Below are 25,733 nucleotides of genomic sequence, written 5' to 3'. Positions count from 1 at the left end.
ATGGACAACAGGGTAATCGTTCATTTTCACAGTATGAACGGTGAATATTCAAAATATAGCATGTGGAGGTGGCTAGATGGCTACTGGGGAAAGGATGCGTTTTTTTCAGGCCAAGATGACTTTGGCTTAATTGGAGAAGTATCATTTCCAGCATCTCGTTTTATTGATTCTGTAAATTTGTTGGTAAAAAGCGGGAACTGGTCTAGTCAAACACATGATTATCATATTCGTCGTTTTTTGGGGGATGCTCCCAATGAGATTTGGTTGGTAGAGGGAGATTCTGAAGTTTACTATTCAAAGCCAGCTGCTTTAACTAGCAGTTGCTTTACTGAACGTGACCACCATGCCTTTGACATGGCCATTCGTAAGAAAGAATTCGACCAAAAATGGGGCTTTCAAGGCTGGTTAGGTCACAAATACCATGCAAAAGAAACAGAATTCCGTTTGTGGGCCCCTTTGGCGCACCGTGTTCAGGTCCTCATCTATAGAAAAGATGGAAAACGTCCTCGCATCATTAAAATGAAAAGAGGGACAAGTATCAACAAGGATCACCATCAGTTAAATAATCAGGGTGTGTGGACAGCTAAAATCAAACAAAACTTAGATGGAGTGGCTTACCAATATCGTGTGTATCATGAAGAAAGATTCTACCAAGACACACGAGATCCTTACAGCCTGGCACTTAGCTTAGATAACAAAAAGAGTCTGGTCGTCAATCCAGAACGAATGATTCCAAAGGGCTATCAAAAAGTCACAAAAGCCAATGCCCACTGGCGAACCAAGAATCCATGCTCTGCAGTCATTTGTGAAATGCATATCCGTGACTTCTCTAAGTCAAAGACTTCAGGGGTCAAAGAAAAATACAGAGGAACCTACCTCGGTGCTTGTCAAGAGGAAACAAAGAATGCTCATGGTGATGTGACTGGATTTGATTACATCAAGGGTATGGGATACAATTACATACAATTGCAACCTGTTTTTGACCACCATAAGACCTATGACGAAAACGGCAATATTCTATACAACTGGGGATACGATCCTGAAAACTATAATGTTCCCGATCGCCAGTTTGCCGCTGACCAAAAGAATCCTTTAGCCCCTATCTTAGAACTGAAGAATATGATTCAGGCCTATCATAAGGCAGGTATTGGAGTTATTATGGACGTTGTTTATAATCACACCTACTCTTCTTACAGTTCACCCTTCCAATTGTCTGTACCGGCTTATTATTACCGTATGCATGACAATGGTTCGTTTCAAGATGGTTCTGGTTGTGGAAATGAAACAGCGAGTGACAAGGAAATGTTTCGTAAGTATATGATTGATTCCTTGACTTACTGGGTTGAAGAATTTGGAGTTGATGGTTTTCGTTTTGACCTAATGGGATTGCATGATGTTGAAACAATGAATGCTATCCGCTCAGCCATGGATGCTATTGATTCCCGTATTTTACTCTATGGTGAAGGATGGGATATGGGAATAGGTTTAGCCAGTGAACAAAAGGCTAAGAAGGATAATGCAGCCCTCCTTCCTCGTATAGGTTTCTTCAATGACAATTCACGTGATGCCGTTAAAGGGGCAGAAGTATATGGCCATATCAGTAAAGGTTTTGTTTCAGGTGCTCCAACAGAAGATAAAATTGCTAAGAGTCTCTTGGGAAGTCGTGGCTTTGTCAATTACTTGATGCCAGGACAAGTATTAAATTATATTGAGGCTCATGATAATTATAATCTTAACGATCTCATGAATCACTTACATCCTGAAGAATCTGAAGAAGATATTGAAAATCGTATTTACTTAGCTAATGCTTTAAATCTGAGCATGCAGGGAATGTGCTTCATGCAACTTGGTCAGGAGTTTCAACGGACTAAGATGGTGGGAACTGGACCTGATGGTGCCATTACCAATGAGGATGAACAACGTGCTATGAATAGCTATAATGCGCCAGATGAAGTTAATCAGGTGGACTGGAACCAAGTTACGCTTAAAAAATCATTGATTGCCAAGGTTGCTAAGTTGATTGAAAGAAAGAAAACAAGTCCTGAATTTTCATACCATAGTTTCGCAGAAATTTATGATAATCTTTTTGTATTTAAAGCGGAGTATGACTCAGGTATTGTGGAATTACATGTTTCTGGTCATCTAAATAAAGCATTTGTTTTTAACAATGTGAAAAAAAGTTTAGATATTTTCTGACAGGGCATAGAAAATATGATATAATTTAGTAAACGCTTACATAGAGGCTTTGATAGCTCACGCATTATCTAGAAAAGTTTTAGTGTAGTAGAATTATCAATTTTCAGGAAGGAGAGATGATATGAAACATGATGAAGCTATGTATACATTTGGAATAGGTGAGAATTTCCATTTACAAAATTATCTAGGTTCACATGAGATAGATGGTAGTGAAGAGGGCTATGTTTTCCGTGTCTGGGCACCCCATGCTGAAAATGTTCAGGTGATTGGTGACTTTACAGGATGGTTTGACGAACCCTTAGACATGGTTAAAAATCATATTGGTGTTTGGGAGGTAACGTCAGACCTCCCAGAAGAAGGTCAGCTTTATAAGTTTTTGGTTAAGCGCAAGGGTGGTCAAGTGGTCGAAAAAATGGATCCTTTTGCCACTTACTTGGAACCTAGACCAGGAACAGGAGCTGTGATTCGTAAAAAAGTTGACAAAAAATGGAAAGATGGCCTTTGGATGGGCCGTCGTAAGCGTTTAGGTTTTCAAAAACGTCCCGTTAATATTTATGAAGTTCACGCCTCTTCTTGGAAGTTAAAAGAAGACGGTCAACCATACACCTTTAAAGAACTCAAAGAAGAGTTGATTCCATACTTGGTTGAGATGAAATACACACATGTTGAGTTTCTTCCTTTGATGGCTCACCCTCTAGGGATGAGTTGGGGTTATCAACTGATGGGGTATTTCGCTTTTGAACACACCTACGGTACACCAGAAGAATTCCAAGATTTCGTTGAAGCTTGTCACCAAAATAACATTGGTGTTCTGGTAGACTGGGTTCCAGGGCATTTCACTCAAAACGATGATGCCTTAGCATACTTTGATGGAACGCCAACATTTGAGTATCAAGACCATGACCGTGCCCACAATTATCGTTGGGGAGCCTTGAATTTTGATTTAGGAAAAAATCAAGTACAGTCTTTCCTTATCTCAAGTGCACTTTATTGGATTGAAAATTATCATATCGATGGTATCCGTGTAGATGCTGTATCTAATATGCTCTATTTGGACTACGATGAAGGTCCATGGCTACCAAATAGGGAAGGTGGAAATCGAAACTTAGAAGGCTATGGCTTCCTACAAAAATTAAACCGAGTCGTTAAAGAACGTCATCCAGGTGTTATGATGATTGCTGAAGAATCAACGGCAGCAACACCAATTACTCAGCCTATTGAAGAAGGTGGTCTAGGCTTCGACTTCAAATGGAACATGGGTTGGATGAATGATATTCTTAAGTTCTACGAAGAAGATCCAGTTTATCGTCAGTATGATTTCAATCTTATGACCTTCAGCTTCATGTACTGTTTCAATGAGAATTATGTCTTACCATTCTCACATGACGAAGTGGTACACGGTAAAAAGAGCATGATGCATAAGATGTGGGGTGATCGCTACAATCAATTTGCTGGCCTACGTAATCTCTATACTTATCAGCTTTGCCACCCAGGTAAAAAGTTGTTGTTCATGGGTTCTGAATTTGGCCAATTCCTAGAATGGAAGTATGACTACCAATTGGAGTGGGTGAACCTTGAAGATAAATTGAACCAACAAATGCAAGAATTTACTAGCTTTGCTAATGGTTTCTATAAAGACCATCGAGCATTGTGGCAGATAGATGATTCGTACAGTGGTTTGGAAATCATTGATGCTGATAACCGTGCTGAAAGTGTTCTGTCATTCATTCGTTGGAGTGAAAAGGGTGAGTTCTTGGTATGTGTCTTCAACTTAGCACCAGTAGAACGTAGAAACTTCACCATTGGATTACCAGTAGCAGGTATCTACCAAGAAGTTCTTAACACTGAAATGGAAGAATTTGGTGGTGTTTGGAAAGAAGGAAATCCTAATACGAAGACGAAAAAATCTAAGTGGAAGGATTATGAAAATACCCTTACCTTCACTTTGCCTGCACTTGGTGCAAGTATCTGGCGTGTGAAACGTCGTCTAAAATAACATTTTTAGTAACGATTTAGTTTTGCTATTATCGTGGAACGTAACAATAGCTTTATATTTATAATTTGTCATACTCAACTTCGTGAAAGAAAAACGTTAATAAGGAGTCTTATCCATCGCCGTCTTTCTCTTCAAACGATTAGAGGCTAAAACTAATTGGAGGAATTTACATGAAAAATGAAATGTTGGCTTTGATTCTTGCCGGTGGGCAAGGAACTCGTCTTGGGAAATTGACCCAAAGCATTGCCAAACCTGCGGTACAATTTGGTGGTCGCTACCGTATCATTGACTTCGGTTTGTCTAACTGTGCCAACTCTGGCATTAACAATGTTGGTGTTATTACTCAGTACCAACCATTGGCTTTGAACAGCCATATTGGTAATGGATCAAGTTGGGGCTTGGATGGTGTAAATTCTGGTGTTTCAATTCTTCAACCATATTCTGCAAGTGAAGGAAACCGATGGTTTGAAGGAACTAGCCATGCCATCTACCAAAACATTGATTATATCGACACTATCAATCCTGAGTATGTCCTTATCTTGTCTGGTGACCATATCTACAAAATGGACTATGATGAAATGCTAGAATCACATAAGGATCATAATGCTAGTCTTACGGTAGCTGTACTTGATGTACCACTTAAAGAAGCAAGTCGCTTTGGTATCATGAATACTGATGCAAATAATCGCATTGTAGAATTTGAAGAAAAACCAGAACATCCAAAATCTACGAAAGCATCAATGGGTATTTACATCTTTGACTGGAAACGTCTACGCAACATGTTGGTATCAGCAGAAAAAGGTGGCATTGAAATGTCAGACTTTGGTAAACATGTTATTCCTGCTTACTTGGAAACTGGTGAAAGTGTTTATGCTTATGAATTTTCAGGCTATTGGAAAGATGTCGGTACTATCGAATCCCTTTGGGAAGCAAATATGGAGTACATTTCACCAGAAAATGCTTTGGATAGCCGTAACCGCCAATGGAAGATTTACTCACGTAACATGATTGCTCCACCAAACTTCTTTGGTGAACATGCCCATGTTGAGGATTCCCTTGTAGTCGACGGTTCATTAGTTGATGGAACAGTTAAACATTCTGTCCTTTCAACCAATGCTCAAATTCGTGAAGGTGCTGTGGTTGAAGATTCAGTAATCATGAGTGGTGCAGTCATTGCTAAAGGTGCAAAAATTAAACGTGCCATTATCGGTGAAGGAGCACACATTTCTGAAGGCGTTGAAATTGACGGAACAGAAGAAGTGCAAGTCGTAGGATACAATGAAGTAGTGGGGGTACCAAAAGATGAAGATTGATAAATATTCTGCAATTCTAGGAAATACCGTAGGGTATCATGACATGGATGGTTTGACGGCACACCGTCCTATTGCCAGCCTACCATTTGGTGGAAAATATCGCCTCATCGACTTCCCTCTCTCTAATTTGGCTAATGCTGGTATTCGTAGCGTCTTTGGTATCTTCCAAAACGAAAACATTAGCTCAGTTTTTGACCACATTCGTTCTGGTCGTGAGTGGGGCTTGTCTACTCTCTTGAGTCACTACTACCTTGGTATTTACAATACTCCTGTTGAAAGTTCAACTGTTGATGAGGAATACTACCGTCAAATTTTGACTTATTTGAAACGTTCAGGGTCAGATCAGACTGTAGCACTTAACAGTGATGTATTGGTTAACATTGACCTTAATCAAGTTTTCCACCTTCATAACACTACAGATCAAAAAATTACAGTAGTTTATAAGAAATTGCCAAAAGAACAGATTTCATCAGTTAACAGTGTGTTTGAAATTGATGAAACTGATAAGATTGTTTCGCATGAACTCTTCCAAGACAATGGTCAAGAAATTTATAACATGTCAACAGATATCTTTGTAGTTGACACTCCTTACTTGATTGAAAAATTGGAAGAAGAAGCTGCTAAGGAAGAACCTCGTAAACTACGCTATGTTCTTCGTGATTTGGCAGCTGCTGAGGGTGGATTCGCCTATGAATATACTGGCTATCTTTCAAATATCCATTCTGTAAAATCTTACTTTGACGCTAACTTGGATATGTTGGATACTCAAAAATTCTATACACTCTTTGCTCCAAATCAAAAAGTGTATACAAAAGTGAAAAACGAAGAGCCAACTTACTACTCAAATAGTTCTGATGTTAAACGTTCTCAGTTTGCATCTGGTTCTATTGTGCGTGGCCATGTTGAAGATTCAGTAGTGTCTCGTAATGTAGACTTGCAAGAAGGTTCTAGTGTGACGCACTCTGTTGTTTTCCCTCGTGTTGAAATTGGTAAAAATGCAACTGTTGATTACGCTATCGTTGATAAAGGTGTTACAATTGCTGATGGTGTAACCATTCAAGGAACTGAAAACAACCCTGTTGTTATTACAAAAGGAAGCGTTGTAACAGAGGATATTGTACGATGAAAGTTTTATTTGTAGCAGCTGAAGGTGCACCTTTCGCTAAAACAGGTGGTCTTGGTGATGTAATCGGTGCTCTTCCTAAATCATTAGTTAAAGATGGAAATGAAGTTGCCGTTATTCTTCCTTACTACAATATGATTGCCGCAAAATTTGGTGATCAAATGGAAGATTTAGGCTACTTCTACACGAAATTGGGATGGCGTTGGCAATATGTTGGCATGAAGAAAACCACCCATGAAGGTGTTGACTTCTACTTCGTGGATAACGAACAATACTTCAATCGTGGAACAGTTTATGGTGAATGGGATGACGGCGAACGTTTTGCTTATTTCCAATTGGCTGCCTTGGAGTTAATGGAAAAAATTGACTTCATTCCAGATGTTCTTCATGTGCATGATTACCACACAGCCATGATTCCTTTCTTGCTTAAGGAAAAATACCACTGGATTAAAGCCTATAAAAATATCAGGACTGTCTTTACCATTCATAATATTGAATTCCAAGGTCAATTTGATAGTGGCATGTTGGGCGATCTTTTCGGCGTGGGCTATGAACGTTATGAAGATGGAACACTTCGTTGGAACAACTGTCTCAACTGGATGAAAGCCGCTGTGCTTTATGCCGATCGTGTAACAACTGTTTCACCATCATATGCAGAAGAAATTAAAACACCTGAATTTGGTAAAGGCCTAGACCAAATTATGCGTATGGAATCAGGTAAGTTATCTGGTATTGTTAATGGTATCGATACAGACCTCCTTGACCCAGAAACAGATACTCATATTCCTTATCATTTTTCCGTTAAAGATTTGTCTGGTAAGGCCAAAGATAAAGCTGCCCTTCAAGAACGTGTTGGCTTGCCAGTACGCAAAGATGTCCCTTTGATTGGTATGGTTTCACGTTTGACTGACCAAAAAGGATTTGACTTGGTTGTTAATGAATTGCATAACATTTTGCAACATGATGTTCAGGTTGTTCTTTTGGGAACAGGTTATGGCGATTATGAACATTCTTTCTCTTGGTTTGGACAAGCCTATCCTCAAAAAATGTCAGCCAATATCACATTTAACCTTGAATTGGCACAACAAATTTATGCAGGCTGTGACATTTTCCTAATGCCTTCTGCTTTTGAACCATGTGGACTTTCTCAAATGATGTCTATGCGTTACGGTACTTTGCCAGTAGTTAGCGAAGTCGGTGGCTTGCGTGATACGGTTGAACCCTACAACGCTGTTACTGGTGAGGGTACAGGTTTCTCATTTGGTAACTTCTCTGGTTACTGGATGGTACAAACCCTTGAAAAAGCGCTTGATCTTTATGAAGATGATCCTAAGGCTTGGAGAAAATTGCAAGATAATGCAATGACTCGTGACTTCTCATGGGATACTGCAAGTTTGGCATATGTTGATTTATATAAGCAATTAGTTTAAAACGATGATAACTTTTCTCAATTTGAGAAAAGTTATTTCGTGTCATGAGAAAGATTACTCACATTTTAACCATGACAGGGAATGTCTTGTAAAGGCGAATGAAGTTCTAGAACTTCTTCACAAAGTTCATTTTTTAACCTACAAGGATTTGCTCTGATGTGGTATAATCTACATAACTAGTCTGTAGTCTGCTTGAACATACTAGAATACGAAGAGATATTCTCCTAAAAATAAGTGATGACATTCTCCTCATATTACTTTGTGATTGGGATGATAGGTCTTATCTAATAACGCCTTTAAAAGGGGCAATGTGATCTTAGTCCTCTCTGCCGTCTATGATTGGTGTTTTATCAGAAAAAGATTTCCCCTTTCGTCTGTGCCATTAATTATGGTAACTCTCGAAATAGGATGTCCTATTTAGGGGATGTCTTGTGATTTACTGCTTTAAATTGCATTTGAGATAATGGCAATTAAGAAAGGATTTCTATGCAACTTGAAAATTTAACTCCAGAACAATTTATTCGTGACTTTAAAGACACACTCCACCAAGAACAACTTATCAAGGTTGCCAAAGCAACACCTACTGAAATTTTTACAGCCTTGGCTGGTTTGATTCGTAAGTATTACACGAATACATGGATTACACGTAATCATGAACTTTCAGAAAAACAAGAAAAGATTGCTTACTACTTCTCAATTGAGTTTCTTCCAGGTCGTATGTTGGAAACTAACCTTCTTAACCTTGGTATTCTTGATGTTGTTAAAGAAGGTTTTGCGGAACTTGACATTGACTTCCGTGAAGTTGTAGAAGCAGAGCATGACATGGCTCTTGGTAATGGTGGTCTTGGTCGTTTGGCAGCTGCCTTCATGGATTCACTTGCGACTACTGGTTACCCAGGTTTCGGTAATGGTCTTCGTTACCGTTATGGACTCTTTAAACAACGTATCGTTGATGGTTACCAAGTGGAATTGCCAGATGGTTGGTTTGGTTCAACAGGAAATGTTTGGGAAACTCGTAAAGACCATGATATTGTAAATGTTAAACTTTATGGTGATGTTTACCTTGAAGCTAACGAAGAAGGCCGTATTGTTCCAACTTATAAGAGCGCTCAAGTTCTTCGTGCGGTTCCTTACGATGTGCCACAAATTGGTTTCCAAAACGACGTCATTAACAACCTTCGTCTTTGGGATGTTGAAATTCCTGAAGAATACGAATTGGACTACAGAACATTGGAAGATCGCCGCCGTGTGAAAAATATCACAGCTATTCTTTATCCAGACGATTCAACTGTCGAAGGTAAAGAATTGCGTTTGGTTCAAGAGTACTTCATGACAAGTGCAGGTCTCCAAACAATCATTAAATCTTATCTCAAGATGGGCTTGCCATTGAAAGATATCCATAAAAAAGTCTCTGTCCATATCAATGATACTCACCCAGCGGTTGCGCCAGCTGAATTTATGCGTCTCCTTCTTGACGAATACGGACTTTCATGGATTGATGCTTGGAATGCCACTGTTAAGACCATGAGTTACACTAACCACACTATTCTTCAAGAAGCCCTTGAAAAATGGGATCAAGAACTCTTCAAACGTGTTCTTCCACGTGTTTACCAAATTATTTTGGAAATCGATAACCGTTATGTAGCTGAAATGGCTGGACGTGGTGTTGCTGCGGATGTTATCGAACGCACACGTATTGTGAAAGACAACCAAGTGCACATGGCTAACCTTTCAATCATTGGTGGTCACTCAGTCAACGGGGTTGCTAAACTTCACACAGAGCTTCTTAAAGAAGATACTCTCCACGATTTCTATACTATTTATCCTGAAAAATTCAATAACAAGACTAATGGTATTGTTCAACGTCGTTGGACACAAATTGCAGCACCAGAACTTTCTGCAGCTATTGATGATGTGATTGGTAACGGTTGGCGTAAAGACATCCATGAGCTTGAAAATCTGACAACTTACTTGGATGATAAAGCAGTCTTGAACCAATTCTATCAAGTTAAGACAGCAGCTAAACAACGTTTGGCAGACTACATCAAGGAAAGTACTGGCATTGAAGTATCTACAGATGCTATCTTCGACGTTCAAGTTAAACGTCTTCACGCTTACAAACGTCAATTGCTTAATCTCCTTCACATTATCAAACTTTACTGGGATCTTAAAGATAATCCAGATAAAGACATGGTACCACGTGTCTTCATCTTTGGGGCTAAAGCTGCTCCTGGATATCACTTCGCTAAATCAGTTATCAAACTTATCAATGAAGTGGCTAACCTTGTCAATAATGATGAAAGTCTCCAAGGCAAACTTAAGGTTGTTTTCCTTGAAAACTACCGTGTAAGCTTGGCTGAAATTATTATCCCAGCAGCTGATGTCTCTGAACAAATCTCATTGGCTTCTAAAGAAGCATCTGGTACATCAAACATGAAATTCATGATGACCGGTGCCATTACTTTGGCGACACTTGACGGTGCCAACATTGAAATCAAAGACGAAGTTGGTGATGAAAATGTTGTCATCTTCGGTATGAACAAAGACGAAGTTTACGAACACTATGCTCGTCACGATTATTATTCTCGTGCAGTTTATGAGAATAACCCTGTGATTCGTCGTGTTGTTGATACTTTTGTCAATGGTACTATTCCAAATGCTCAATCAGAAGGTACTGAAATCTATGAAGCGCTTATCACTCATAACGATGAGTACTTCCTCTTGGAAGACTTCGCAGCTTATGTAGAAGCTCAAGAGAAAATCGATGCGCTTTATCGTGACCATGACAAGTGGGCACGCATGAGCTTGGCTAATATTGCTAAATCTCATAAGTTTACTTCTGATGATACTATCACAGAATACGCTAAAGAAATTTGGGAATTGAAAAAATAAGCGAAAGCTAATACATCAAAAAAACAACGGCTAGAAATGGTCGTTGTTTTTGAGGCTCTATAATTTCTGTAGTGGGTAAAACCACCATAGAGATTATAGAGCTTTTTGAATGCAGACAAAGTCTCAATATATGTAGGTTTCTAGGTTTCATTCTGAAAAAATAACTTTGTATATATTGTGAATAAAACCAATCAAATGACTTTATCAGTCCCTACTAAAAGGAAGCTGAGTTAACAACATGATTATTTCATCAAGAACTTCTTTAAATGAGATGCCATTAGTATAACTGTATTTTCTTGCGTAGTTTTGCCATTGTTGGTTTTGGGTTTCATCATTTTTAAATGATTTAAGAAGTTCAATATTTTTATTGTAATCAAATGTGGTAGCACGAAATGCAAATGTTCTTTTTATGGCTAATTGGAGCTGTAAGGTGTCAATTTCTTCCCTCTTCAATTTTGAAAGAATATAAATGTCATAAAAGTCTTTGCTACGGCTATTCAAAAAGTTTCTAGAGTATATCGTTTGTAGCTTTTCAGCAATAATGGTCTCAATGGGATAAGCAATGATTGGGAAGTGGTCATCTTCAAAAAGAGATTTATAGTCGTAATGAATAGGGTGTGGCGTTACAATATCCCCTGTTGCAATATCTAAATGAACCATTTGTTTGATGTTTTCGAGCTGGCAAAGAATGCTGGCCCGGTACCCACTGTAAAGGTCGCTTTCTTTAATAGAAACTATAGATTGGAGCGTAAAATTGATACCCTCTATTGGAATCGCAAGAATATCCTTGAGTTGCTTCTCAACATTTTCAAATGATAGTGTGATGTTCTGGAATAGAAAGTCAATATCGACAGTACTACGTGATTCAACGCCAATGACATTCGAGAGAAGAAAGCCTCCTTTAAAGATATAGTTTCTTGAGTATGAACTCTGGCTTAACTTTTTTAGGATCATTTCAAGAAAATAATAGGTCATCACGGAGTTAAAGGTTAAGCCAGTTTGCTTAGAGATTTTGTGGCAGAGTAGGGTTAATGTTGCTTTGCTCACATAAGAACCTCCAGAGTTTGCTTGATATCTTTTATGGCCTGCATTTTAGTAGCATAGTCATAAAGTTTACCTATATTCTTATTCGGATTTTTAGCAAAACTCTGAAGTGTTTTCACAAAAAGTTCTGTATCAATGTGATTTCGGTTAATAATTAAATCGCAAATAGTTCGCTCTAGGTCATAAGCCTGAACGTAGTTCCCCATAAGAGTTTTAATGCGTGTGACCCCAATTTCGATAAATTTCTTAGTTGTCGTATGAATTAGGAGATTGGAAGGAGGGGTGTTAAAACGATAACCTCTAGGTACAGTTACCTCAAAATATTGAGGAATCTCGTCAGTAATGCCTAATAGATATAATGCAGATGTGTAAGAGTAGATAGCCTTTGAAAATCTATATTGAAAAAAGTAATAGTCGTCATAGTCCCCGTTAGCATCTAGATAAATTCCTTTTTCAACTCGAAAAATAGTTCCTTCCTGTTCTAACCTAGTTAGATAGACAGTGGGTATGCCAAGAGTTTTACAGTCTTTATAAGTAATGATGCCATTATGATGTGCAAGATGGTGCAGCATTCTTTCTTTATTTGACATACCATCCCTCCTTTTGTTGCGTTTATACATCAATTTTATCTTTTTTGTAGTGTAGACGCAACATTTTTCGATGCTAGCTGTTTCTGAAGTCTTCGGAATCTTTTAGTCATCCTTACTTGAAGTTTGCAACTGTTCGCTAAGATGATATAATGGCCTATAGATATAGGCATCAGAAAAGGGGGAATTGTTATGGCTTTACGTAGCCAATTAATTACCAAGGAGTTTCCAGATTTAGATAGGGTGGAGCGTTTGAATAATGAGGCCTTTCCAGAGGAAGAACGTATTCCATTGAGTGAGTTCTTACAACTGGATGGTCGTGAGGATTATCATTTCTTTGCCTTTTATGACGAAGATGATTTTATTGGCTTTGCCTCAGTTCTCTATAATGCTAAGGTTTTTTATGTTAGCTTTTTTGCTATTGTTCCTCAAATGAGGAGTCATGGCTATGGTAGTGAAATCATTAATAAATTAGTGGAGTTTTATGGGCCAACACGATCCATGGTTTTAGAGGTGGAGCGTTTGGATGAGCCTAATGATAATCCAGAGCAACGTGCGGCTCGTTGGGATTTCTACAAGCGTAATGGTTTTAAGACTTCAAATGCCTTTCTGGAATATGAGGGCTTGAGTTTTGAGATTCTCTATCGTGGAGATCACTTTGATGAAGAAGCTTACAGAGAGATTTTCCAAAAACTTCAGGAAAATGCTTATTTTGACTTTAAGATTAAACATCGTCACTTGAGTGATTTATAAGGCAGGGAAGCAGGTTAGATACGACCTGCTTTTCATCTATTTTCAGGATTGTCAACCGTTTTCAGTATAATTTGCCGTCCTATGATATAATGGAAGTACTATGAAGAAAGCAATTTTACAGTATTTGGCAAGTGCCTTGGCTGTAATCCTTATACTTGGTCTTGTGGTTTTCGACCGTCGTCGAAACCAATATCTGGTCAAGAGGGTCAAAGACCCAGAAATTTCCTACATTTATCAGGCTTCTTTGGAAAATTTAGACAGACTGGCTCTGAGTCAGGCTGGGGTCATCCAATCTTATCAAATTGATCCGATGTCGGTGCGTAAGGAGGATGGAAAGATTCGTCTATCCCTCCATATCAATCATTCCTATGATAAACAGGTCAATCTTGTCCTAAAGTCGGATGCTTATGGTGATTTGTCAGTAGTTCAAGCGACGCCGTCGGATGCTCTGAAGCTAGCTTTGACAGATGAGGCCTATCAGAAACGCTTGGCTGTGATTTCGCAAAAAGCTGATGCGATTATAGCCCGTGACCACTGGGATCAGGCGATTAAGCCGGCCTATGTGGCTCAGGTAAGAAGTAAAATGAAAAAGACTTCTCTGGACCACTTTGACAACATCTTGAATGACATTGATCAAGAAAGTAAGGAAGTTGGTTCTGATACTTATGCAGCCTTTTTCCAAGCTTCTCAATTACCTAACCATGACAAGCTTAATTTGGTTATGAACCATATGCAGGTTTATGTGGATAAGTACCAGTTTCTCCAACTTGGGAAGTCGGGTTATAAATTTTCCAAACAACTTGAGCCAACCAGTCCTTTTTATAGCTACTTCCGTGAAGCTATCATGGAAACCTATCAGACGGATCAGGGCTTGGGTGTGGATGAGTTAGGCATCAAGCTCCATCTATTCAGATCTTGGATTGATAAGCAGTCTATGGACTATGTTAGGACCAACTACAAGGGCAAGACGGATTTGGATAAGCTTTTGGCCTATAGCAAGGACAAGAAGATTAATCTGGATTACACCACAGGTGCTTCCTTTCATAATCGAACTTTAGGTGATTTCACCTATCCGCATAATATGAAAATTCAGTTGCCTCAGACCAGCATTATGGGGCCCTACGGTGTTAGTAATGCCCGTTTTATTGAATTCATTGTCAATATGGATACAGGAAAATTTGTATCCGAATGGAATGTTTATAAGAAAAAGAAAGATGGTAGTATCGACTCTAATCCTAAGCATTATAAGATAGAGGATGGGGCTGACATTGCCGATACAGACTCGGCTAACTATGGTTTGTCCAAGGGCCTCAATGCCGATTTACCAGCTTACCTCAATAATAGCCACACCTATCTGGATGTTCATCATCCTGCTGATAATGCCATCAGACGGAAAATGGTTAAGAAGTGGAAAAATCCGAGGAATGTGCTAAACGGTGGAAACTATGCCGATATTGTTAAAAAAGGAGGCTTGAAAGATCTTGAAACATGGAGACACGTTAAAGCTGAAGACCGCCTTCAGGTATACAATGCCTATCTGGATCATATTCGTTCTACTTTTGTGCTTGATGGTTTTGACAGCTTTTACCAAGAAACCTACAAGTTCCAAGGTCAAGGAGGAAGCCAAGCAAACGGAAACCCTTGATAAGGCTCTCGTATCTAAAAATTTCTATCGGGTCAGAGATGCCTACGCCATCAAACTTTATGGACAGGATGAGGGAATGTCCTTTGATGTTGCTAATCAAAGACTCTTTGGATCAAACATTGCCATTAAGGATGGTATCTTGTATGGGTCTAGTCTTGGTGATTTGACGATTGAGGATTATTTTCAAGGGGAGTTGTCCTACCTCTTAGGGGCTACTCAAAAGCTCCCTGTGGATAAGGCTCGCATTAAAGCCGACCACTATACCCAGGACATCCGCTTGGATAGGGTGTGGTCTGAGCTTAAGGATCAAGAAACCTCTAACAGTATCATTTCGCAGTTTCAGGACAAGACTTTACTCAAGTTGCGCATTAGTTATAACAAGGATTTCCTTCCAACTAAGATTCAAGGCTTTTACAATAGTCAAAAGCTTAACGGCTGGCAGGACTTATTTTACATTGACTATCCCTATGCCAATCAGGCGGCCTTTGAACAGGCTCAAGACGTCTATATCCAAAATATTCAGTACTTGGAAGCTCATCCCAAAGAGGAGACAGGTGACTAGTACTTGCATAGAAAAAGCGCCTTTATCACATGTTGATAAAGGTGCTTTGCTTTATGACAGTTTAGTTTTGATGTTTGAGGGCTACTAATTCTGGGAAAAGCTTGTCCAGGATTTTTGGAGTAATAGCTTGACCTGGTCCTTCAGCACAATAGGTGTGCATATACATAGAAGGGTTAAAGTTAAGCTCAATGCAGGTGCAATGAGGATTTTCCTTGCTGGCAATTTGGGTTTCATCTGGAATTATCAGGTCAACCCCACAAGCCCAGGCTCCCATGCTAGTTGCCATGGCTGCGGCTAATTCTTGGTAAGAGGAATCCATAGTCTCAGTGACATCAATAGAGTCGCCACCTGTAGAGATGTTAGAGTTACGGCGTAGGTTAACCTTTTTCCCATCAGGAAGGACATCGTCAGGTGTGTAGCCTTGTTGGGCCAACATTAGTTGTTCGATGTCTCCTAAGGCAATGATTTCAAGCGGTGAGCGGTGGTCGTGGCCACGCAATGGATTGGCATTTTTCTGAGCAACCAATTCACGGATAGTGTGTTTGCCATCTCCAACGACATTTGCAGCAACACGAAGGAGGACAGCTTCACAATGCCCGTCCAAGATGAAGAAACGGTATTCAGTACCCGGGATAAATTCTTCAACCAGGACTGCGGTATCTTCTGCGAAGGCAATTTCAAGGGCTTTTTGATAGTTTTCAAGACTGGCAGGTTCTTGGAAAATGGAGATTCCCAAACCAAAGTTGGTTGATTTTGGTTTGACCACGATTTGTTTGTTCTTGATTAGAGGGTAATAGGCAAGCCCTTGCTCAAGGCTGGTAAATTCGTCACCAGCAGGAACTGGAAAGCCAGCATCTGCCAGAATCTTCTTAGTCACAGTTTTATTGGCCATGGCAAGAGGGACCACGTAGTTGTCTTTTGAAGTCATATTACCGTTCTTGACGTATTCAACATGGTCTTTGTGCCAGAGTTTGAGGAATTGGTCCTGTTCATCCAAAATGTCGAAATTGATTCCCTTTTGGATAGCATCAAAAAGCAACATCTGTGTAGAGAGCTCCATCTCTTCGTAGCCCTTGAGGGCATAATGAGCGGTCCAATCATAGTCCTGATAGGCCAGCGCCTTGTTCAAAGCAAAGTCAGCTAGGGACTTGTCTTTGATATAAGGTAAGAGTTGAGCAGAGAGCGTCTGTTTTGGATCCGCAAAGGTTGCCTTGACTTGCTTAACCAAATCTTGATGATAGTCACCAAGTCCAAAGTGTTGAACCAATTGGTCTAGGGCTTTAATAATATCCTTAGTTTCGGCTATAGCTTGATCAGGTAGTGGTTCTAGCGGATGAGAAAGGGCAATTTTCTCATTTAGTGCGTGACCTTGAGCTAGAACTTGATCAACATTTTCAGGGCTATCAAGCCAAAGGAAGGCTAAAATGAGCAAGTGTACAGTGTCCATAGTAGTCTGGCTAATACCGATACGCTCAAAGGGATTGAGGTCGAAGTTACGGAATTCCAGATAGGTAATTCCCTTGTCCAGGAAGGAACGATTAGCCTTTTGGCCACGGAAACGAACAGCTGAATAAAATTCCTTCTCGGCAATCAAATCACCATTGGCAATATAGGTTTCGATATCGGAGACATAGTCCTCAAGATTATCAAAGGATACTTGGATTTCTTCCTTATTGACATAGCCGTGGTCACTGTTACGGAAGGAACGCACAGGTTCTGGAACTTCTTGGTCGAAGAAGCCTTGCTCAGCAATAGGTGCAGCCCCAAAAAGATAGGTAATCACCCAACGGTAGCGCAAGTAGTTTTGAGCCAACTTAAGATAGAGGGCATTCTTGAAGGCAATCATATCGGTCTGATTACTTTCTTGGAACAAGGCCTCAACCAAATCTTTACCCAGTTCCATATTATAGTGGATACCTGAGATAGCTTGTAGTTTAGTTCCGTATTTTTCAGCCAAGTAGTTACGATAATGGCGTTCGAATTCATTTTCCAGTTGGGCAACTTGAATCTCTTCGGCTTTGATGCGAGGTGGCATAGAGAGGGGCCAGAGAACCTCGTCTTGAGAAATCGAACGTCCGGTCACATCGGTAATAGCTCCTAGAAGACGACGAGCCTCAGTGGTGGATTTGGCAACTGGCGTAATGAGCTCCATTTGAAACTCACAAAAATCAGTCTGAATATAGGGGTGGAAGCTACGAGCTCCTAGACAGGATGGGTGAGGCGTATGCGCCAGCTGTCCTTGCCTATCGACACGCAGACTCTCACGCTCGATTCCAAAGTTCGCTTGGAGAATGGGGCTGGTAGACTCCAGCTTTTGAAGCAGTTGGTTTATAGTCATAGAATCACCTTTTCATCTAATGTTAGTGATAGTCTATTATAAATAGGAGAATAAAACAACTTTCCGCTACGGTTAAGGGGAATTTCCGAATGTTTTAGATAAGTTTGTGAAAAATGAACAGATTATGGGCAGAATAATGAGGAAATCAGAACAAATCCTAGTCATATAGCATTTTACTTGCAATTTAAGTCACATTAACCTATACTATAAGTAACATCTATATTAAAACGAAGTCTCCCTAGGGCCCATCCCTCAGGGGCTTTTATATGCTCTCAAAAGGGTATAACTGTTCTTTTATAGATAAAATATGAACATTTTGACTGTTCTTATGAAACTTTGCTCTGCATAGAGCAGACGATATTTTTCGCCGTGGCAACAGTTGTCTAAATCTGTTCAGTCTTGTTTAGAGCAGAGTAAGATGCTAACAGTTCGCTCTGCCCACCAGAGATGCTTTGCCGTGATGGATTACAGGACTAGCTTATATCTATCAATGCCTGAAACACGCTCTGCATAGAGCAGACGATATTTTTCGCCGTGGCAACAGTTGTCTAAATCTGTTCAGTCTTGTTGAGAGTAGAATAAGATGCTAGTAGCTCGCTCTGCCCACCAGCGATGCTTTCGCCGTGATGATATTCCTATAACTGCAGAAGCAGTTATAGGAAGCGGAGTTATCGAGACTTTGGCTCGATAACTAGTCATGGAACGACTGTGTCGGTCGCTGACGTCCGCCATCACTTAAGAAAGCATCAAAAAAGTAAAAAAACAACAAATAAAACGGAGGTAACTATGTTTCAAACCCTGATCGCCCAGATAAAGGAATTCAAGAAACCCTCACTCCTAGCGTCCTTTTTCATGATGCTAGAGGTCATGTTTGAGATTTCCATTCCCTTTGTCATGGCTAATCTTTTGGACAAAGGTGTCCAGCAATCTAACATGTCTAACATCTGGTTCTATGGTGGCCTCATGTTAGTCTGCGCCTTTCTATCCCTATTCTGCGGTATGCAGTCGGCTCGCTATGCGGCCTTTGCCTCTGCTGGATTTGCCAAGAATCTACGTCAGGCCATTTTCAAGAAGGTTCAAAGCTTCTCCTTTGAAAATATTGATAAGTTCTCAGCTGGTGGTCTGGTAACCCGTATGATGACTGATGTTACCAACGTTCAGAACTCTTATCAAATGATTATCCGCATCTGTGTGCGTGCCCCACTCAACCTGATTTTTGCCATTACTGCTAGTTTCCTTATCAACGGTCAGATGGCTTGGATTTTCGTTGGCGTAACACTCTTTCTTGGTGTGATTCTAGCGCTTATTACCAAGATTGTATATCCTCTCTTTACTCAAGTATTTGAGGCTTATGACAATCTTAACAACAGTATCAAGGAAAATATCACCAACATGCGTGTGGTGAAATCCTATGTTAAGGAGCAGGAAGAGACTGATAAATTCAAGAGGGCCTCACGTCGCATTTATCAAATGTTTATGCGTGCTATTCGTGTGGTTGTCATGTCTAACCCAGCTATGATGTTGTCAATGTATGCGTCCTTCCTCATGATTTCTTGGTTTGGTGCCCACCTTATCGTTGTCGGTAACCTATCTACAGGTGAATTAACCTCTATGTTCAGCTACACCATGACTATCCTCATCTCACTCATGATGTTCATGATGATCTTTGTCATGTTGTCCATTTCTATGGCTTCTGTGGAACGTATTAATGACGTCCTCAGTACTGAAGCGACTATCCTTTCACCTGAAAATGGTCTAACAGAAGTTAAAGATGGTTCTATCAGCTTTGATCATGTGGATTTCTCATACACGGATGAAAATGGTGACAAGACCCATGTCCTCAAAGATATTACGCTGGATATTAAGTCTGGTGAAGTTATTGGTATTCTTGGTGGAACGGGTTCAGGAAAATCTAGTCTAGTTCAGCTGATTCCTCGTCTCTATGATGTGGAAACTGGTCAAGTCAAGGTTGCCGGGCACAATGTTAAGGACTATGATTTGGATAGCTTGCGTAAACAAGTTGCCATGGTCCTTCAAACCAACGTTCTTTTCTCAGGCACTATTAAGGAAAATATGCGCTGGGGAAATAAACAGGCAACAGATGAAGAAATCATCCAAGCTTGTAAGATTGCCCAAGCTGATGAATTTATCCAAGAGTTTAAGGATTGCTATGACACCAAGATTGAACGTGGTGGCGCCAATGTCTCAGGGGGACAACGTCAACGTCTTTGTATCGCACGTGCTCTCCTCATGAATCCGAAAATCTTGATTTTGGATGATTCGACATCGGCAGTCGATACCAAGACAGATAGTTTGATTCGTCAAGGCTTCGCTTCAAGTCTTAAGGATACGACCAAAATCATCATCGGTCAACGGATTTCATCTATCCAAGATGCCGACCGTATCATCGTCATGAATGATGGTCGTATCGATGCTATTGGTACTCATGACGACTTGGTGGCTAATAATGCCATCTATCGTGACGTTTACAAGATGCAAACACAAGGGAAAGGAGTAGCAGATGCAGAATAAGAAAAAAGCCAGCTGGGGCTCACTAGCACGACTGCTACGCTTTTTGTGGCAAGACTACAAGCTTTCACTTTCTATCTCCTTTGTCCTTATCGTTGTAGCTTCTTTGGCAACGGTTAATTTGACGGCTTCAATTCAGTCCTTGGTGGATGTTTACGTTCAACCCATGGTTAAGTCTGGTAGTCATGATTTTGGGCCATTGTTACGTTTCTTGACTTCAGTGGCTGTCTTCTGTCTTATTGGTGTGATTGCCAACTATGTGGCTTCCCTCCTCATGGCGACGATTTCACAAGATTCCCTACGTTCCCTTCGTAATCAGCTTTTTGCTCGTATGCAAAAGCTTCCTATTCGTTACTTTGACACTCATAAACACGGGGACATCATGTCGATCTATACCAATGACATCGATGCCCTCCGTCAGGCCATTGAGCAATCCATTCCCCAACTCTTGCAAACGGCTATCACCATTATCGGAGTGACAGTAACCATGCTTACGGTTAGTCCTCTCCTCTTTATCGTGGTCCTAATCATGGTAGGCATCATGTTTATGGTTATTAAAAATATATCTGCCAAATCAGGCCGTTACTTCGGCGAGCAACAAAAGAATCTTGGGATTGAGAATGGCTTTATCGAAGAAATGATGTCAGGTCAAAAAGTGGTCAAGGCCTTTGTCCACGAAGAAGAAAGCATGGCTGACTTTGACAAGATTAATGAAGAACTCTTCCAATCCTCATACTTGGCCAATCGCTATGCCAATGTCCTCATGCCAATCCTTGGGAACTTAGGAAATGTATCCTTCGTCTTGACTGCCTTGGTCGGTGGGGTCTTTGCCCTCAATGGTGTGGGTGGCTTGACTATCGGTGGTCTCATGGCCTTCCTACAATTGAACCGTTCCTTCAACGGCCCTATTACTCAGGTGTCTCAACAACTGAACTTTGTCCTTATGGCGCTTGCCGGTGCCGACCGTATCTTTGACCTTCTGGATGAAGCAGAAGAAGTGGATCAAGGTAAGGTTACTTTGGTCAACTACGAATTGGTAGACGGTCAAATGGTTGTGACAGACAAGAAAACCAACCATTGGGCTTGGAAGCACCCACGTCCAAATGGCGACTACGAGTTGGTCGAGTTGGTCGGAAATGTGGTCTTGCAAGATGTTGATTTCTCTTACGATGGTAAGAAGCAAATCCTTCATGACGTTAACCTCTATGCGGATAAGGGTCAAAAGGTTGCCTTTGTCGGTGCGACAGGTGCTGGTAAGACGACAATTACCAACTTGATTAACCGTTTCTACGACATCCAATCTGGTGTGATTACTTATGATGGTATCGATGTGAAGCTGATTGAAAAAGATTCTCTTCGTCGCTCACTTGGTATCGTGCTTCAGGATACTCATCTCTTCACAGGGACTATCGCTGAAAATATTGCCTATGGCCGTGCGGATGCGACTCGTGAAGAAATTCTTGAAGCTGCTCGTATTGCTAACGTGGATTCCTTTGTGCAACATCTGGACAATGGTTACGACACTGTTCTGACAGATGATGGTGCAGGTTTGTCTAACGGACAACGTCAGCTGATTGCCATTGCGCGTGCTGCCCTTGCTAATGCACCGGTTCTCATCCTTGACGAGGCGACTTCCTCTATTGACTCTCGTACCGAAAAAATGGTACAAGAGGGGATGGACCGACTCATGGAAGGACGCACGGTCTTTGTTATCGCCCATCGTCTTTCGACCATCGTTAACTCAGATGTGATAATGGTTATGGATCACGGACGTATTATTGAACGTGGCGACCACGACAGCCTTATGGAACAAGGTGGTACTTACTACCGACTTTATACTGGTGGTCTTGAAATTGATTAAGACTAAAAGAACTCAGGTTTTGCCTGAGTTTTTTGTATATGAAGAAAATGATTCCTTTGAGACTTTTCTTGTAAAAACGATAGATTTGATATCCTAAATCTCAACTTCTTTTAAATCGTGTGAGTCCAGGCGATATATCTTTTGGCAAACTTGTCTGAGGTAGTTGACATCATGTGAGACTGTCAGAATGGCACCTGGATAGTTCTCAAAGAGCTGTCGGACTTGGGGTTGTGAGGTGGGTGAAAAATTTCTGGTTGGTTCATCTAGGATAAGGAGCTGAGGGCTTTCTAAGACCAGGTGTAGCAGGAGTAGTTTTCCTTTCTGTCCTCCAGATAAATCAGAAATGGCATGGTTCATTTCATCATGACTAAAGTTGAGGTTAGCGAGATGGGAATTTATAACCTCTCGTTCAGACTTGTCGCCAGTCTTACTCAAAAATGCTATTGGAGACAGTTCCACTGGCAAGATAGCTTCATAACGTTGAGGCATGTAGCCAATAGTCAGGTCTGTCTTCTTGCTAAGTTCTTGGTAGAGAAAGTGTAAGAGAGTGGATTTACCACAGCCGTTATCTCCAACAATACCAATTTTTTCTTGCCCTTTCAAAGAAAGTTTGAGATGGTCAATGGTTAGGTGAGGAGCGATGTTTATCTGCTTCTCATCCAGATTTAAGAGATATTTTCCCTGAGGTAGAGGAGTGATATGAGAGAAGAATAGTTCAATACTGTCTTCTTTATCAGGCATTTGTGTCATATCTTGGGCAAGGCGGTCGTAGCGTTTTTCTTGCGAGAGGATAGCTTTCATCTTTTTAGCAAGCAATCGTCCTTGCGTGCTATCATGCGTATTCCGTAGGGTAGTTTGGACATTTTGTTTGATACGGCGATGCTTGGCCATGGCTTTGTCATAGGCTTTTTTCTCGGTCTTGGCTTGCTGCAGCTGTTGTTGGAAAGCATCGTAGCGTTGTTGACTATAGTTATCATAGTCGAGATGTTCCACACTGGTCCTGGCTTGTTGACGACGTTTAAAGAGTTCTAGGTGGATAATGGTATCTGCTGTCTTGCTAAGTAGGTCCTCGTCATGTGAGATATAGATTATGGTTTGTTCAGAATGTTTGATAAAATTTTTTAGCCAAGTCATAGTAGTCAAGTCCATATCGTTTGAGGGCTCATCAAGAAAAATGATGTCGTGGGGATGGGCTAATTCTCGTATGAGTTGAATTTTGAGTTTCTCGCCACCTGACAGAGAGGAGATAAGCTGACTGCTAGCAAAACGATCACTATCAAAATGAAGTTCATCAGCCAGACGATAGAGGGTAGCATAGTCTAGGCCATAAGTATCCGCAAAGAAGTAGTCGTTAAGGGTTAGGGATTGTAAGTCATCCGAAATCTGTTGGGGAATATAGACCTGTGGGCTATCAGGTTTATTAATAGTTCCCTCGTAAGAAAGATGGTCAAAATGTGCTTTAGGATTGACAAGAAGGGTAAGGAGACTTGACTTTCCATTGCCTTCTTCCCCAATGATAGCGACTTATTCGCCTAGAGTTATTGTTAGATTTAAGTCATGAACGAGTTCACGAAAATCTTTAGTATGTGTTATGGTTAGGTGTTGAATCTGTATCATAGGACCTCCTAGGTCTGAGTGCTTATAGATATTGTTTCATGGGTAGTACAGTTTTTACTTCAAACAATATCAAAGGTCAAAAAACAGTCCTACCTTATAAGATAGAACTGTCTTGAATCTAGCTAAAAAACCCTCTAGGAGATAGTTATGGTGTGGATGCAAAAAAAACGCAGATACCACCAATAAATTTTCTACAGAAAAAGAGCACAAAAAAGACATGAGAACAATCTATCAAATAAAGCAGGTTTATTGTGAATAGACTTAGTTGTTCATGTCTCCATTTACCTCCGAATGTTACTTGCCTTGATTGTACGCTGTCTGACGGATTTTGTCAAATGAAAATAAAATATCCAACCTTATTAGACTGCCAATCTACCTTATCACCCCCCCTTGTCTATGCTATACTAAAAGTTATACAGAAAAATGGGAGATTGTTATGGAAAATAGGTTTATGAAAAAGTCCACACCTAAGAGTGATAAGACAACCAAGGCTATTTTTATTGGTCTCTTAGTGGCGCTTCTCTTTGTTATTGCTGGGATAGCTATCTTTTTTGCTCTCAATGGTAGCAGTAAAAGCGCTAAAGGCTCGAACGCATCTGGCAAGTCGGGTAGTACCCTTCATTCAGGCAGCAATGCAGAGGATCCTTTGTTCAAAATCACCCTGAAAACTTTCGGGGATAACAAGGAATTTCTACTCGTGACACCAAACCCTGGTCATGATAGAAAAATGTTTAACATAGTGGGGGTAGCTGGTCAATACCTCGTCACTCAAGAGTATAAAGGGGATCTATCTGGTAAGAAAAATGCCAAGAGTGATAGTCTTTACAAGTATGACTACTATAATATCTATGTGTATGACACGGAAAAACCAACTCAAAAACCTAAACAAATCGACCTCTTGAAATTGGCTAAAAAAGCTGGGGATGAAGATTATTTAAATCAGGCAAGTCTAAGACTTTTCATGCTCAATGGACAGGGCTACCTACAATTGCCATTTGGGGCATCGTCAGCTGATCCGATTGCCAATAAAAAGTTCCTCAATCTTTATTCACAAAAGATAGAGGAAATGTACATTCCAACCAACTCCGATACATTGGAGACGGAATTTAAGCATGCTGATGTTGATATCTCTAAGACGTTAGCGCCTTTTGGTTTTGAGATGTTTCAGAGTGCTACTAATGGTAAAGATTTTGATGATCATAGTAACACACCAACTGGTAATCTGCCTGCTTTATACTACCTTTCAGCCAAGGACAGAAGTCTTAATATGGACAATACCAACTTTGCCAAAGAGCAAAAAGATGCCTACGAGGCAGTTAAGACCAAACATGCGAGAATCTACAGCCTTCCAAATAAAGTCACTAACGAGACTTGGGTTAATACCCTGTTGCACTGGATGGCGCCAGTGGGGCAAGATGCCTACGAGTTACCGGTTAGTACCTTTAAATCGACTAATGAGGAAGGTAAAGTCAAATCCTATCAAGAATTACAGAGCTGGAACGACAACCATATAAGGAAGAAATAGACAAGCAGTTCCTCTCTAAAAAAATGACAAGAATCCCAAGTTTATAAGCTTGGGATTTTAAAATTTTAAGAAAAGAGGCTAACTAGACTAATCTTAAGTCTCTGAGAAACCGTTAGTAAGTAACAAAATCTTGAGAGGGTTACCGGGAAAAAGGGATGCCTTTTTTGAATTGTGAGGAAAAAATGGATAAAACCAGGTAGGTATTAATAAACTTTTTAAGATTTTTAACTCTTGGCAACCATTTTCAAATAGGGGAATCTGAGGGAAAAGCGCCCCTTAAACAAAAAGAAGGAGACAATCGTCAGTTTAGGCTAGCTTTTCG

The 25,733-nt window shown here is 40.4% G+C and carries 15 protein-coding genes and 1 pseudogene; 12 read left to right on the top strand and 4 right to left on the bottom strand.

Annotated features, from left to right (window positions below; genetic code table 11):
- The 6 genes from pulA (at window position 1) to HMPREF0848_RS05265 (ending at window position 10,950) form a co-directional block, all read left to right on the top strand.
- Window positions 1-2,196 (top strand): type I pullulanase, encoded by a 2,196-nt coding sequence (gene pulA / locus HMPREF0848_RS05290; RefSeq protein WP_083802105.1) that lies wholly within the window; start codon window positions 1-3, stop codon window positions 2,194-2,196.
- A 121-nt stretch (window positions 2,197-2,317) separates the two neighbouring features.
- Window positions 2,318-4,192, top strand: a complete 1,875-nt coding sequence (gene glgB, locus HMPREF0848_RS05285) for a 1,4-alpha-glucan branching protein GlgB (protein ID WP_008535135.1) — start codon at window positions 2,318-2,320, stop codon at window positions 4,190-4,192.
- A 170-nt stretch (window positions 4,193-4,362) separates the two neighbouring features.
- Window positions 4,363-5,505 (top strand): glucose-1-phosphate adenylyltransferase, encoded by a 1,143-nt coding sequence (locus HMPREF0848_RS05280; RefSeq protein WP_002889363.1) that lies wholly within the window; start codon window positions 4,363-4,365, stop codon window positions 5,503-5,505.
- Window positions 5,495-6,631, top strand: a complete 1,137-nt coding sequence (gene glgD / locus HMPREF0848_RS05275; protein ID WP_008535134.1) for a glucose-1-phosphate adenylyltransferase subunit GlgD — start codon at window positions 5,495-5,497, stop codon at window positions 6,629-6,631. Before HMPREF0848_RS05280 ends, glgD begins: the two co-directional genes overlap by 11 nt.
- Window positions 6,628-8,058 carry a glycogen synthase GlgA gene (glgA, locus tag HMPREF0848_RS05270; protein ID WP_008535133.1) on the top strand — a complete coding sequence of 477 codons (1,431 nt, stop codon included), beginning with the start codon at window positions 6,628-6,630 and terminating at the stop codon, window positions 8,056-8,058. The genes glgD and glgA overlap by 4 nt, the downstream gene beginning before the upstream one ends.
- 486 nt (window positions 8,059-8,544) lie before the next feature.
- Entirely contained in the window at window positions 8,545-10,950 is a 2,406-nt protein-coding gene (locus HMPREF0848_RS05265; RefSeq protein WP_008535132.1) for a glycogen/starch/alpha-glucan phosphorylase, read from the top strand.
- Between the two features lie 204 nt (window positions 10,951-11,154).
- On the opposite strand, the gene HMPREF0848_RS05260 is transcribed toward HMPREF0848_RS05265, so the two are convergent.
- Together HMPREF0848_RS05260 and HMPREF0848_RS05255 are read right to left on the bottom strand one after the other, a co-directional pair.
- Window positions 11,155-11,997, bottom strand: coding sequence for a nucleotidyl transferase AbiEii/AbiGii toxin family protein (locus tag HMPREF0848_RS05260; protein ID WP_008535131.1), 843 nt, complete (start codon window positions 11,995-11,997; stop codon window positions 11,155-11,157).
- Entirely contained in the window at window positions 11,994-12,584 is a 591-nt protein-coding gene (locus HMPREF0848_RS05255) for a type IV toxin-antitoxin system AbiEi family antitoxin domain-containing protein (protein ID WP_008535130.1), read from the bottom strand. Before HMPREF0848_RS05255 ends, HMPREF0848_RS05260 begins: the two co-directional genes overlap by 4 nt.
- A gap of 189 nt (window positions 12,585-12,773) precedes the next feature.
- On the opposite strand from HMPREF0848_RS05255, the gene HMPREF0848_RS05250 reads away from it, so the two are divergent.
- The 3 genes from HMPREF0848_RS05250 (at window position 12,774) to HMPREF0848_RS05240 (ending at window position 15,541) form a co-directional block, all read left to right on the top strand.
- Complete coding sequence (locus tag HMPREF0848_RS05250; RefSeq protein ID WP_008535129.1) at window positions 12,774-13,334, top strand: GNAT family N-acetyltransferase; 561 nt, start codon at window positions 12,774-12,776, stop codon at window positions 13,332-13,334.
- Between the two features lie 100 nt (window positions 13,335-13,434).
- Entirely contained in the window at window positions 13,435-14,979 is a 1,545-nt protein-coding gene (locus HMPREF0848_RS05245; protein ID WP_008535128.1) for a DUF1310 family protein, read from the top strand.
- Window positions 14,903-15,541, top strand: coding sequence for a hypothetical protein (locus tag HMPREF0848_RS05240; RefSeq protein ID WP_037608984.1), 639 nt, complete (start codon window positions 14,903-14,905; stop codon window positions 15,539-15,541). Before HMPREF0848_RS05245 ends, HMPREF0848_RS05240 begins: the two co-directional genes overlap by 77 nt.
- A 61-nt stretch (window positions 15,542-15,602) precedes the next feature.
- Here the strand turns inward: HMPREF0848_RS05240 and gshAB are convergent, their stop codons facing one another.
- Window positions 15,603-17,879, bottom strand: a complete 2,277-nt coding sequence (gene gshAB, locus HMPREF0848_RS05235) for a bifunctional glutamate--cysteine ligase GshA/glutathione synthetase GshB (RefSeq protein WP_008535125.1) — start codon at window positions 17,877-17,879, stop codon at window positions 15,603-15,605.
- 786 nt (window positions 17,880-18,665) lie between these two features.
- Here gshAB and HMPREF0848_RS05230 point away from each other — a divergent pair.
- Together HMPREF0848_RS05230 and HMPREF0848_RS05225 are read left to right on the top strand one after the other, a co-directional pair.
- Window positions 18,666-20,411, top strand: coding sequence for an ABC transporter ATP-binding protein (locus HMPREF0848_RS05230; RefSeq protein WP_008535123.1), 1,746 nt, complete (start codon window positions 18,666-18,668; stop codon window positions 20,409-20,411).
- Complete coding sequence (locus tag HMPREF0848_RS05225) at window positions 20,401-22,269, top strand: ABC transporter ATP-binding protein (protein ID WP_008535120.1); 1,869 nt, start codon at window positions 20,401-20,403, stop codon at window positions 22,267-22,269. Before HMPREF0848_RS05230 ends, HMPREF0848_RS05225 begins: the two co-directional genes overlap by 11 nt.
- Before the next feature lie 93 nt (window positions 22,270-22,362).
- Here HMPREF0848_RS05225 and HMPREF0848_RS05220 read toward each other — a convergent pair.
- Window positions 22,363-23,886 (bottom strand): annotated as a pseudogene (locus HMPREF0848_RS05220) (ATP-binding cassette domain-containing protein).
- 436 nt (window positions 23,887-24,322) lie between these two features.
- On the opposite strand from HMPREF0848_RS05220, the gene HMPREF0848_RS05215 reads away from it, so the two are divergent.
- Window positions 24,323-25,411 (top strand): hypothetical protein, encoded by a 1,089-nt coding sequence (locus HMPREF0848_RS05215; protein WP_008535115.1) that lies wholly within the window; start codon window positions 24,323-24,325, stop codon window positions 25,409-25,411.
- Window positions 25,412-25,733: the final 322 nt, after the last annotated feature.

Origin of the sequence: Streptococcus sp. C150 (assembly GCF_000187445.1) — a bacterium.
GTDB classification, from domain to species: Bacteria; Bacillota; Bacilli; order Lactobacillales; family Streptococcaceae; genus Streptococcus; species Streptococcus raffinosi.
Note: the sequence above shows the minus strand (reverse complement) of the source record. Positions and strands in the feature narration are given on the sequence as shown.